This is a genomic window from Leisingera sp. McT4-56 (assembly GCF_020514995.1).
Lineage (GTDB): Bacteria > Pseudomonadota > Alphaproteobacteria > Rhodobacterales > Rhodobacteraceae > Leisingera > Leisingera aquaemixtae_A.
Genome location: NZ_JAJALF010000025.1, coordinates 20756 through 33238, shown reverse-complemented (window position 1 = coordinate 33238; position 12483 = coordinate 20756). Strand labels below are relative to the sequence as shown.

Genomic DNA, 12483 nt, shown 5'->3' with positions numbered 1-12483 from the left:
TCGGTCAGGAATGCACCAAGTGCGGCAAGCATCGCCGCGTCTACTAATTCAGAAACCGCCCCTAGCCGCACGGTTTGACGTTTAGCATAACAACTTTTGAAACTTAGAATTTTAACTGGACAATACCCGGCCCCCGCTCCTTCCCCCCGTCTTGCAGGGGAAGGCCCTTCGCTTCCTGGCTCGTATCCACGCGATGCCATTTGTCGGTGGCCAGCCGCTTCCCCGCAGGCTTCTCACCTGCCCCGCCCCGGTCACGCATGATCTTGGCGATCCCCGATCCATCAAGCCGCCTGAGGGCAGCTTCACCGGCCGGTGGGTTTTGTTGTCACGTTTCTGCGCCGGGCCAGAAGGAGCCACGTCGGCGCGGGATGGGGTAGTCCCCGAACCATAGCTCGTCTTTCGAGGCCGGCAGGCGAGCGCGCCGTGGTCACCGCTTTTCAAGGTCGTTCGCGAGGAAAAGCAACGAGTGTAAACCAGGCGCAACGGAGACGGGCTGAGCCCGGTCCCGGCCTGAAACCTCCGTATTCGCGGTTCTACTGTATAAGTGTATTGATTTGCGTTTTTGTTCCCCGCCACCCGAACCTGCCTTTGGCAGAACGAGAGCTGGCCCGAAGCGCCGTAGCCCTCACATAGCGCAGGCGGTTCGGGCCAGCGTGGTTGCCAGTATCTTCACCGGCCAAATTGTTCCCTTTCTGTTCTCATTCGAATGTGTAACGGTTTTGGGAATTGAGTCGCCTCGCATCTCATCGTTCCTGAAAATGTCCTGAAGTTATCCTTTTGGATGGGTTACAGGGGAAGAGAGCAACCGCGGCGCTTTGGCCAACGTGAGGGTAGCGATGCAGGAAGAAACCAAAGCCTCTAGACAAGCCAATGAAGTAGAAGCGTACGAGGCGGAGGATTATTCGATCTACCTGCATATGGACGGCGTGAAATGCTCTACAGCTTGGCGGCTTGGCAGCTACGGCGTGGATGGGGCGCTCACGGCTGATATGAAAACCAATCTATTGAACAGGTTTTCGTTATCAAATGAACTTGTGGAGCGGCTTTCGATTGAATTGGGACACTGCCTCAATAACGATAACGACGTCGCGATCAATCTGCTCGAGGTTAACCGGGCACAGGCCATTGAGAAGGGCAGGACGTTTCTCAGAAAGCTGGTCCGTCAGTTCAAGAACGGTGCTTGCACGCGACAAGAACTGTTGGCGGATCTTATAAAGCTATCTCCATATTTTGCGGCTAGCCCTGAGGACGCAACCTTGCTGCCGCAAGCCGTATCCGCCTTGGAAAACTCAGAAGCAATCACGCCGGACATCCATGCTGCCCTTGAGCGCCTTCGCAGAACACTTGGCGCAGCGGCAGATATGTCTCCACGCGATAAACGCCGGGCACACGACAAGCGGCGCCAGTACATCGTAGAGACTTGTTGCTACGCTTGGAAAGACGCCGGCCATCCGTTGACCTACACGACATTCTCAGATGGCCGAAGAGGTGGCCAGCGGCAGGGCCTCCTGATCGAGTTCATCCAAACTGTAGTCCGGATGGTCACCGTCCCGAGCCACAGGCTAAGCGGCGAAACGATCCGCAAGGACATTGACCGTTTTCGTGATGCGCTCACCCGCGAAGAGGAAGAATTCTGGGCTCCTCCAGAATTCGGCAATCAATACACTTAGAGTGGTCATAGCTGCGCGGTCATGGTCAGCCCATGACACGTGCTTCCTCCAAACGACAGCAAGGTACATCTGACCTAGACCAGGTCAGCGATGCTGCCCTCACCCTCGCCCGCCTGCTAGGCGATGCGGCTGCGAAAGACGCGCATGTCTCCGGCAACTGCCAAGAGGAGGCCAATCCCAATGCCCGCAAAGACAAAAGTTGCAAATAATCCAAGCGCCCGTTTGAAGACGGTCAAGGAAGTCGCGCTGGAAGACAACGTGTCAGAAAAAACCGTACGCCGCGCGATCTCCGCGGGACTGCTCGAGGTGATCCGGGTTGGCCCCGGCGGCCGTCTTGTTCGCATCCATCCGGAGGCTCACGTTGCCTACCGCCGCCGCTGCGCCTGGCAGGCACAGCGACCCTCTAAGTCCCTTTAAGTCAACAACTTACCCACCTTTCGGGAAGACCCCCTGCCCGTAAGTTGCGGACTATCTGTGCTAGAGTTCTCCCGAATCGGGCGGCCTGTCCCCAGCTGTCCACCCGAGACCAACTTTGACCAGTGTGAGGCCATCCCGATGACACAGCAGACGGCGATTTCTCTCGATCATGCGTTCGTTCCGGCAGGCGCACTCAGCTTCCAGGATCTGATCGACAGCATCTCCGCACAGGGCTCGCTGTTCCCTACCCGCCAGCGCGACATGATCTCTGGTCTCAAGCGTGTCGCACATGCGCTCGGGCTCCCACCCAGTGACATTCCCTGCGACGGCCGGTGGCTTCAACCCCGGCTTTCCAAGGTCAGCCCTGCGCTGATCGGCATCCAGCCAAAGACATGGCAGAACGCGGTGAGCAATGCCCGGGCGGCAATGGCCGAACACGGCATCCTTGAGCGGCGCCATCGCCGCATTGGCGATCTGAGCGAACCCTGGCGCCTTCTGTGGGAACAGGTCCGCGCGATGGACGACAAGACCCTGCAGACCGCACTTGTCCGCTTCGTGCATTTCCTGAACCGCATTGCGGTTGACCCTGGCGCAGTGAGAGAACAGCACGCTCTAGCCTATCGCGATGCCCTCGAACACAACGAGATCAGCAAGAACCCGGAAACGAGCTACAGAGCGGCGGTCAATGGATGGAACCTCGCCATTCGGCGGGTTCCGGGCTGGCCTGCAAATCCCATTGCGCTGCCCAACCGCCAAAAGAAAATCCGCATCTCGGAGGAGGCGTTCCCGGCCGCGTTCAAAGATGATGCCAATGTACTTATTGCCAGCCTGGGCAATGCAGATCCGCTGTCAGAAAGCGGCCGGAGCCGCGCTCTGCGCCCCGCAACCCTGAAGCAGTACCGCCGCCAGATCATGCACTTTGCCTCCGAGCTGGTGCATTCGGGCCTGGACGCCTCGGAGATCACCGGTGTTGCCTTCCTGCTCGATCCCGCGATTGCCGAACGCGGCCTGCGGCAGATGCTTGCCAGAAACGGGAACAAGACATCCCGCAGCATCAGTGAGATGGCAGCGCTGCTGCGCAACCTTGCCAAGGTCTTCGACGCTTCTCAGGAAACGCGCGAACAATTGACGATGCTTGCCTCCAAGGTGGCTGCCCGCCCGCAGAATGGCATGACGCCAAAGAACCGGGAACGCCTCCGTCTGCTACAGGAGCCGAAACACAGGCTCCGCCTTCTGCAGCTGCCGGAGCAGATCTTTGAGCGACCGCCGGGCAAGAAACAGCCGTACTTAACCGCCCTCGCCCATGAAGACGCGCTGGCCATCGCCATCCTGCTGGTGTGCCCCATCCGGGTGAAGAACCTCGCCGGTCTGGAATTTGATCGCCATATTCAGCGCCCCGGTGATGGGCGCGTCTTTCTTAGCCTCACTGAAGACGACACAAAAACCGGCCGCCCGATCGAATTTGAGCTTCCACCGGATTTAGTGCGTCTTGTCGATACCCACCTTGCGTCCAGAGTTCCTTACATGTGCCCGGCAGGCACACCCTACCTTTTTCCGCAGCGGTCGGGTGAAGGCGCCGTCGACCCCTCGGTTCTCGCAGGGCGCATAGCGCGGCGTGTGCGCAAGGAGACCGGTCTCACGGTCAATGCGCACCTCTTTCGCCATTTCGCGGTGATGAACTGGCTCGATGCCAATCCCGGCGGCTACGAGGCTGCGCGCCGCCTGCTTGGGCACGCGGAGCTGAGCCACACGATCAACATGTACTCGGGCATGGAAGCCAAATCCGCGACCCGCGCCTTTGCCGATCTGATTGCCGGGCTTAAGGAGGGGAACGTATGAGCCTCATCCTGCCTATCCCCGAATGGCCCGCCGCAGACCAGGCGATGTGGCACACCCTTTTCGCAGAAGGCGGCCCGCTCGACGGCCAGGGCCCGCTCGTCCATCTGCGCGAGACATCGCGCCATACGCTGGCACTGCGCTACGGGCAGTGGCTGAAGTGGCTGGCGATGGCAGAGCCCGCCGCGCTTACCTGCGCGCCCACAGACAGGGTGACACACGCACGGCTGGTGCATTGGCTAAGCAGTCTTGAGCGCCTGGCGGACATGACGCGCCTCATGCTCGTGGACGGGGTGCTGAGGGTCGCCATGACCGCAGATCCTGGCTGCTGCTGGTCCGAAGAGGCACGGCTACGCGCGCGCCTGAAGCGCCGCGCCGGGCGCGGCGCGCAAACCCGCAAGCAGGGCCGTATACTCTCAAGCGCCGTCCTGCTGGAAGCAGGGCTTGAATTGGTCGAAACTTCGGCGCAGCGCCTGAATCATTCGCTCTTCGCGGCAACTGAAATGCGGGACGGCGCGACGATCGCACTTCTAGCCTTAATGCCTATGCGCCTGCGCGCACTCGCAGGCTTGGAACTCGGTAGCTCGGTCACTGTCGGTCAGGATCTCATCCTGGTTTCCATTCCGGAAGACTTGAGCAAGACCGGCCAGCCCTGGGAGGCAGAGGTTCCTCCTCAGGCTGCGACAGCTTTGCGTGCCTATATTGACAAAGCCCGCCCCCTTTTGGCGCAGCGCGGCCAAAGCAACATCTCCAGCCTTTGGCTTAATCGCAAAGGGAACGGCTTGCGCTACGCAGGCATTGGGCGGTGCATCGCCCGGCAAACCCTACGCATGACCGGCGTTCGGGTTCCACCCCACTTCTTTCGCGATGCCGCAGCCACGACCCTGGCAAGAAGCTCGCCCGAAAGTGCGCGCCTCATTCGCGGCGTCCTCGGACACAAGGGGTTCAGAACAGCCGAACGGCACTACATCCATGCACAGACTATCGAGGCAGGACGCGACTATGCCTCCCTGATTGCCCGGCTGAAGGAGAATCGCCAATGACCCGAGCTGCCATTTACACCCGCTATTCCAGCCAGATGCAGCGCGAGGCGTCGATTGAGGACCAGCTGCGGCTCTGCCGGGAACGTGCCGCATCCGAAGGCTGGCGTGTCGCCGACAACTTCTCCGACCGCGCCATCTCCGGCGCTTCCATGCTGCGGCCCGGCCTGCAAGCGCTGTTCCAAGCCGCACAGGACGGCCAGTTCGATGTGGTGCTGTCGGAAGCCCTGGACCGGCTCAGCCGTGATCAGGCCGACATTGCGGCGATCTACAAACGCCTCTCCTTCACCGGAGTGCGTATCGTCACCTTGGCCGAGGGAGAGATCGGCGAACTGCACGTGGGCCTCAAGGGCACCATGAATCAGCTCTTCCTGAAAGACTTGGCTGAAAAGACACGCCGCGGTCTGCGCGGGCGCGTCGAAGCCGGGCGCTCCGGCGGTGGTAACAGCTATGGCTACGACGTGATCCGCCGCCTTGGCGCCGACAGGCTGCCGGTGACCGGTGAGCGGCGCATCAATGAAGCCGAGGCCGCCATCATCCGGCGCGTCTTCGCGGACTTCGCTGCCGGGCACTCTCCCAAGGCCATTGCCCGGCGCCTGAACAACGAGGCCATTCCCGGCCCCCGCGGCAAACTCTGGCGGGATACGGCAATACGCGGACACCGCGTGCGCGGCACCGGGCTCCTGAACAATGAACTCTATATCGGCCGCCTCGTCTGGAACCGGCTTCGCTACGTGAAAGATCCGCAAACCGGCAAGCGTGTCTCGCGCCTCAATGATCCGTCTGACTGGATTACCACAGAGGTGCCGGAGCTGCGCATCGTCGATGACAGCCTCTGGGAGGCCGTGAAAGCGCGCCAGGGGAAAATTGAGGCCGAGCCCCGGGTACAGGCCATGAAAGCTACCCGCTTCTGGGAGAAGCGGCGTAAGCTGCATCTCCTGACCGGGCTTGCATTCTGCGGCAGCTGTGGCGGGCCGCTGGCGGCTGCGGGCCGGGACTACCTTGCCTGCTCCGCCGCACGTAAGCTCGGAACCTGCAGCCACAAGGAATCCGTGCGCCGGCCGGTGTTGGAAGAGGCCGTGCTGAACTTGTTGCGCGCCAGGCTGATGCAGCCCGATGCCGTCGCCGCCTTCGTCAAGGCATTCACAAAGGCCGCCAACACCGAAGCTGACAGCCAGGAAGCGGCTCGCGCGCGGCTCAAGGCCGAACGCGCCACCACCAGCCGCAAACTTGACGGGCTTTACGATGCGATTGCCGAAGGCCTCCGCACATCCGGTCTTCAGGTCCGGCTGGAAGAACTGGAGGCGCGCATCTCAGAAATCGATACCGAGCTCACAGCTCCTGCCCCGGCGCAGGTTCGGTTCAATCCCATTCTCTCGGAACTTTACCGCAAGAAGGTTGCTGAACTGGCTGCCACCCTGGCAGACCCCGAGATCCGCACAGAGGCTCTTGAGACCGTGCGCGGGCTCATCGAACGCGTGGTGGTGAGTCATGAGAACGGCCAGGTCACGGTGGCTCTCGAAGGCGCGCTGGCAGCGATGATCGGTCTGGCCCAAGACGCAAAAAGCCCTTCCGGAGAAGGGCTTTACGGGAACACGCTTGAGTGTTCAGTAAAAGTGGTTGCGGGAGCAGGCAACCGCCGTATCCTACCTGCCCTCTCTACATTTGTGTAGCCGCCGCCCAACGAGACGAATTCCATGTCCGCCTGCAGGCTTGCCCCCCTTAAGCGTTCTCTCGCCCTTCCAACTTTCAGCATCGGCTTAACCTGCACTCCTACAGTCGGCTCAGGACATGATCCATCACTTCAAAAAGGTGGTCAGCATTTGTCTTGGAAAACGGCATCGGCGGACGGATCTTGAACAGGTTTTCCTTCCTTCCTAGAAGCCCCATGATCACTCCGTTTTCGCGCATCAGGTTCACCGCCTTCTTCGCGAGTTTCTTGTCCGCTGTGATTTGTTCACCTGGATGAACAATCTCTGCTCCGAAGAACAAGCCCGCCCCTCTGACGTCACCAAGAAAACCAAACTTCTCCGCCATCTTTTCCAGACGCTCTTTGGCGTAGGCCCCGACCTCCGCCGCGTTCGCGATCAGGTTTTCATTTTCGATCACATCTAGAACAGCCAGGCCGGCAGCGCAGGAGACCGGATTGCTGCCAAATGTGTTGAAGTAGACGTTCTTGGTCCGGAAGGCATGCATGATGTCATGAGTGGTTACCACGCCGCCAATGGGATGGCCGTTGCCCATGGGTTTGCCCATTGTCACGATGTCTGGGGTGAACCCGGAGTACTGATGGCCCCACATCGCCGCACCGGTCCGCCCGAAACCCGGCTGCACCTCATCGGCAATTACAACACCGCCTGCCTTGCGCACACGTTTGGCTACGCGGTCCAGAAAACCCGGGGGCAAATCCGGGAAGCCTTCATTGGCAAAAATCGGGCACAACATGATTGCGGACACCCCGTGCCCCGCCTCTTCCAAGGAGGAAATTGCCGCATCCAGGTGCGCCAGCACCCGGGCGGCCATATCGGTTTCATCCTTCTCACCCGGCTCAAGGTGATAACTGTCCGGCGCCGGGATGGTCCGCAGATGCGTGCTGAACCCGTCCTCGCGCGGGATCAGCGTGGCCAGTTCCATGACTGCACTGGTGTTTCCGTGATAGGTGAAGTCGGTGACGATCACCCCGTGCTTGCCGGTTATAGCCCGCGCCATGCGCAGCGCCACGTCATTGGCTTCACTGCCGGTGCAGGTCAGCAGGACCGTTGACAGGCTGCGGTGGAAAGTGGCTGTCAGGCGTTCGGCATAGTCCAGGACATTGTCATGCAGATACCGGCTGTGAGTGTTCAACAGGCCGGCCTGCCGCGAGATCGCCTCGACCACATGCGGGTGGCAGTGCCCCACATGGGGCACATTGTTGTAGGCATCCAGATAGCGTCGGCCGTCCGCGTCGAACAGCCAGACACCTTCACCGCGCACAAAATGCACCGGATCATCGTAGAAGGTCGGATTATTCGGCCCCAGGAGCCGTTCCCTTCTGGCCATCATCAACCGCGCCCTCGCCGACATCTTTGGCTTGTCAAAAGCATTTTTCATGCAAACCCCCTGTTCAGAGAAGTCTCGGCTCTCACGAGAACACGACCTGGATATCGGTGTATTCTTCAAGGCCTTCCTTGGCGAATTCGACACCGATCCCCGAGGCTTTCACGCCGCCAAACGGGGCATTAGGCTGAATGGCGCCGTGCTTGTTGATCCAGACAGACCCGCACTCCAACTGGCAGGCTACCTCCTTGGCCTTGCTGCTGTCGCGGCTCCAGACGGACCCGCCCAGACCGTTCGGGTTGTCATTAGCCCGCTTGATGACCTCATCCACGTCGCTGTAGCGAATAATCGGCAGCACCGGGCCAAACTGTTCTTCGTCAACAAGCCGAGTGCCATTGTCCAGATCCGCAATAAGAGTCAGCGGATAGAAATGCCCCGGTCCCTTGTGCTGTGCCTTTCCGCCCAGCAGCACTTTGCCGCCAACCTTCTTGGCATCCTCAACCAGTTCGGACACCTTGTCGTACTGCACCTTGTTCTGAACCGGACCGATGATGCTCTCTTCGAGCATCCCGTCACCAACTTCGATGTTCCTGGCGAACTCGGCAAGTTCCTTGCAGACATCATCATAAACGCTGTCATGCACATAAAGACGCTTCAGGGCTGCACAGGTCTGGCCACCATTGATGAACGCCCCCCAGAAAAGCCCCTCGGCGATCTGTTTGGGATCCACGTCCGGCAGCACGATACCAGCATCGTTACCGCCAAGCTCCAGTGTCAGGCGTTTCATGGTCTCCGCCGCGCTGCGCATGATCTTTTGGCCGGTGGCACAGGAGCCGGTGAACACGATCTTGCGGATCTTGGGGTGCGACGACATTTCGGCGCCAAGGAAATCCTCGCCGGTGATGCAATTAACGACACCTTGCGGCAGAACTTCATTCATCAGCTCCACCAGCCGGATCGTGGCCAAGGGTGTGAAGGGCGACGGCTTGATGACAACCGTGTTGCCTGCGCGGATTGCCGGGATGATATGCCAGATTGCAATCATGACCGGGAAATTCCACGGGGTGATCGAACCGACAACACCCAACGGCTTGCGGTACATCTCCACCTTGCCTTCATTGGTGTCCTGCAGCACTTCGACGGGGGTATCCAGCGTGGCGGTATAGCCAGTCCAGGCCACGGCGCCGCCAACTTCCCAGCGGGATCCGAGGCCATTGAGCGGCTTACCCTGCTCGCGGGTGATCAGCTGCGCCAGCTCCTCGGCGTTTTCTTGAATTTTCTGGGCAATCTTCTCACAGGCCGCAGCGCGGTCCTTGCTCGACCTTCTGCGCCATTTCTCAAAGGCTTTTTCAGCGGCATCGACCGCCTGGTCCAGCTGCTCCTTGGTGGCACAGGGCGCGCTTCCGACCACACCGCCGTTTGCCGGGTTGCGGACTTCGAAATGCTTGGGTGTGGGGACGGATTTCCCGCCGATGATCAGGGAGTAAGTTTTCATTATGCGCCTCCGGCATTGTCTGTTCAGGCTCATGCGGCCAGACAGGCAATGCCGGACGGGCCACGGTGTTAAGCGGTTCGGTCGGGGCTGCGCGCCAGACCGGCGGCAAGGGCTTCCAGCCCGGCGAGCAGCGATTTCTTTTTGCGCGGCGCGTCGCTCACGATCTTTGCGGCCTCACGCATGGCACCAACCAGCAGCTCCGCAAAAACGGTGGCGTCCGCAGCACTGTCTTTGTTGCGCAGCGCCTGGACATCCTCAGCCACCATGACGGTGAACTCACTCGAGGCCTGGCCCAGAACCGGTGCAAGAACCGGCCGCAGCGTTGGACTGAGCAAACTGTAGAACCGCCCAGTTTCCGGCTGCGCACACAACTCCAAAAGAGCTGCGGCCAAGGCCATTATGCGTTTCACTGGATCTGATTCAGCATCGCGCGCGTTACATCCGGCATTCAGGATCTTTTTGCTCAGGTCGGCGTAAATCTCGCGGTAGATGTCGTTGAGCCCATCGGGAAAATAGACGTAAATAGTCCCTTTCGATGTGCCCGCCGTCTTCGCGATCTTGTCAACCGAACTGCCTGCGAAGCCTTCCTCCTGGAACACCTCCAGCGCCGCAGCGTGGATTTCCCTGCGTGTCCGCAGCTTGTTGCGCTCGCGCAGAGAAAGTTGTTTTTCTCCTTCGGCCATGCGTCGGGCCTCCTTCCGAATTTGTCGGATTTGAGTTTAACCGCGCGTTTCAATAACTAACAGGCATTCAATCACTGAACACCAAGTTTAAGATCTGCCGGACGGCAGTGCCTTGCCGCTGGCAGTCCCTGGCTGATCAAACTTCTGCGAGGAAGGCGCCAAAGCCCGCGCCGCTGGTCCGCTTCTGGATGTTGCTCCAGTTCTGCGTCATGAAACCCGCATAGTCGTAGTCGTCATTCATGTCGGCCACCGCGAGGGCTGTGGCAAACAGCGCGAACTGGCAATAATCCGATGCGATGGCAAACATCTCGACACGCGCCCGCATCCGTCTATCGAAGGTGCCAAAGTAGCTTTCGGTTAGGCGGCTGACCTGATCGGGGTCCAAGTCTTCAAATGTGGCCATGAGACCCAGATCATAGCAGCGGTCGCTGTTGCCGGAGAGGTCATAGTCGATCAGCCGGATTGTCCCGTCCAGCTGCTCCAGCAGGTTGGCACTGTACAGATCATTGTGGCTGGGCACGAAATCGCGCGGCCGTAAGTCCAGCGCGTGCTCGATCCTCTGCAAGACAGGCAGGATTTCGTTGTAGTCGTAAGGCAAGGCGACATCGGCGCGCTGAGCCGATGCCAGGATCACACGCGCCTCGGCAAACGGGTTGAAATCGCGGCGGAAGTTGAGGCCGCTTTCATGCAGCTGGCGCGCCTTTGCTGCGACGCGGGGTAGAACGTCAGGATCCTTGAGATTCACAGGCTTGCCGGGCAGGAACTCAATCATCAGGGCCAGCGGATCGTCGACAATGGCGATGACCGGCGCGCCGATGCCCGCCCGCCCGGCATCAACGGTATTCAGCATCGGCACCGCACTGGGCGGCACAATTCCAAGCGATTCCCAGTCCCGGTTCCACAACTTGACGACGGACTGTGCGGTCCCGTCCCCGTTGTTCACCAGGAAATTCTTATGAGCCCCGCCACCTGAAAGCCACTTCCATGTGGCCTTGCCATCGTCCCATCCGGGAACCTGAGCCACGATGCGGGCAATGCGCTCATCGAATTCGGCGGTGTCCTGAACAACTGCTGATTCGGTCAAACTCTCTCTCCCATTTGGCTGTTTTCCGCGCCTCCCCGCGCAGAAATCAGACGGCCCCAGAACCCTGCCTCAGGACTTTAGTGCGATTCCGGCGTTTTAGCCTGAATTTGCACTGTTGGACGCCAAGCCAGGCAAGAAGCGTTTACAGATTAGGAATTTTATGTCAGAAAATATCCTTACAGTCAATAATCGAACTAATAGTTCTATTTTTGAACGAACCGGCTCAGCCGGGAGGCAAAACGCAAACCTCAGCGTCCTTAAGGGAGGAGACCAATGAAATTTGCGAAGATGACCGCAGTGACCGTGGCGGCAGCCATGGCAACAATCACAGCTGTGCCCGGCTGGGCGGAGTATCCGGAGAAGCCGGTGCAATTTGTGGTGCCTTGGCCGCCGGGCGACATGGAAGATGTCCTGACCCGCATGATCGCCGAGGACTTTCAGGCCGAATACGGCGTGCCTGCCGCGGTGGTGAACAAGCCCGGTGGCGGCGGCGGCCCGTTCCCCGGCGCGGTGGAAGTCGCCTCAGCGCCGGCTGACGGATATACAATCGGCTCCTTTGTAATCGGCGTTCCGGTGGTTGGCCCTTCACTGGGGATCCCCGAGCTATCGCCGGACCCGTTTGATCCCCTGGGCATTTTCCTGACCTACCCGTTTGTCATCGTGACTTCGAAGGACAAGCCCTACAGCACGATGCAGGAACTGGCCGCTCACGCGCAGGACAACCCGGTGACTCTGGCCCATTTCGGCGCACCCTTGACCCCGACCAAGGTGACCCTGTCGCTGGCGCAGGAACTGGGGTTTGAATATGCCTCTGACGCAGCATTTGACCTGGTCGATTGCAACACATTCGCCTCTGGCGACGCGGATGTCGGCAACACCACGATCCAGCTGATGCTGCCCTGCCTCGACGATATTCAGGTCCTGGCCGCAATCACACCCGAGCGCCTGCCGCACGCACCGGATGCGCCGATCGTTGCAGAAATCGTTCCCGAGCTGGACCTGACCCTGTGGAACGGCCTGTTCGTGCATAAGGACACCCCGGCAGATGTGCGCGAGAAAATCGCGGCCGTGGCAGAGAAGACCATCGCCAGCGAACGCGCCCGCAAATTCGGCGAAGAGACCGGCGCCCAGCTCTATTGGCTGGATGCCGACGGATCGAAAGACCTGATCGGCAAGAACATCGGTGCAATCGCCAAGATCAATGCAAGCCTGGGCCTTTGAT

At 60.0% G+C, this 12483-nt stretch carries 10 protein-coding genes; 6 read left to right on the top strand and 4 right to left on the bottom strand.

What is annotated here, in order from left to right:
* Positions 1 to 836 precede the first annotated feature (836 nt).
* From LHL23_RS20370 to LHL23_RS20350, 5 genes are all read left to right on the top strand, one after another.
* The gene (locus tag LHL23_RS20370) at positions 837 to 1670 is read left to right on the top strand and encodes a hypothetical protein (RefSeq protein WP_226431322.1); all 834 of its coding nucleotides are present in this window, start codon (positions 837 to 839) and stop codon (positions 1668 to 1670) included.
* Positions 1671 to 1850: 180 nt separating this feature from the next.
* Positions 1851 to 2087: a helix-turn-helix domain-containing protein gene (locus LHL23_RS20365; RefSeq protein WP_226431321.1), complete on the top strand. Its 237-nt coding sequence runs from the start codon at positions 1851 to 1853 to the stop codon at positions 2085 to 2087.
* Between the two features lie 138 nt (positions 2088 to 2225).
* Positions 2226 to 3926 (top strand): site-specific integrase, encoded by a 1701-nt coding sequence (locus LHL23_RS20360; protein ID WP_226431320.1) that lies wholly within the window; start codon positions 2226 to 2228, stop codon positions 3924 to 3926.
* Positions 3923 to 4966 (top strand): tyrosine-type recombinase/integrase, encoded by a 1044-nt coding sequence (locus LHL23_RS20355; RefSeq protein WP_226431319.1) that lies wholly within the window; start codon positions 3923 to 3925, stop codon positions 4964 to 4966. Before LHL23_RS20360 ends, LHL23_RS20355 begins: the two co-directional genes overlap by 4 nt.
* On the top strand, positions 4963 to 6636 hold the full coding sequence (locus tag LHL23_RS20350) for a recombinase family protein (protein WP_226431318.1): 1674 nt from the start codon (positions 4963 to 4965) through the stop codon (positions 6634 to 6636). The genes LHL23_RS20355 and LHL23_RS20350 overlap by 4 nt, the downstream gene beginning before the upstream one ends.
* Positions 6637 to 6736: 100 nt before the next feature.
* Here the strand turns inward: LHL23_RS20350 and LHL23_RS20345 are convergent, their stop codons facing one another.
* The 4 genes from LHL23_RS20345 to LHL23_RS20330 form a co-directional block, all read right to left on the bottom strand.
* Positions 6737 to 8005, bottom strand: coding sequence for an aspartate aminotransferase family protein (locus LHL23_RS20345; RefSeq protein WP_226431317.1), 1269 nt, complete (start codon positions 8003 to 8005; stop codon positions 6737 to 6739).
* 79 nt (positions 8006 to 8084) lie between these two features.
* A complete protein-coding gene (locus tag LHL23_RS20340) occupies positions 8085 to 9494 on the bottom strand; it encodes an aldehyde dehydrogenase family protein (RefSeq protein ID WP_226431316.1) in 1410 nt (469 codons plus the stop codon).
* Between the two features lie 68 nt (positions 9495 to 9562).
* Positions 9563 to 10177 (bottom strand): TetR/AcrR family transcriptional regulator, encoded by a 615-nt coding sequence (locus tag LHL23_RS20335; protein ID WP_226431315.1) that lies wholly within the window; start codon positions 10175 to 10177, stop codon positions 9563 to 9565.
* Between the two features lie 136 nt (positions 10178 to 10313).
* Complete coding sequence (locus tag LHL23_RS20330) at positions 10314 to 11261, bottom strand: phosphotransferase (protein ID WP_226431314.1); 948 nt, start codon at positions 11259 to 11261, stop codon at positions 10314 to 10316.
* A 273-nt stretch (positions 11262 to 11534) separates the two neighbouring features.
* Between LHL23_RS20330 and LHL23_RS20325 the strand changes: the two genes are divergently transcribed.
* Entirely contained in the window at positions 11535 to 12482 is a 948-nt protein-coding gene (locus LHL23_RS20325) for a tripartite tricarboxylate transporter substrate binding protein (RefSeq protein WP_413229487.1), read from the top strand.
* Position 12483 lies beyond the last annotated feature (1 nt).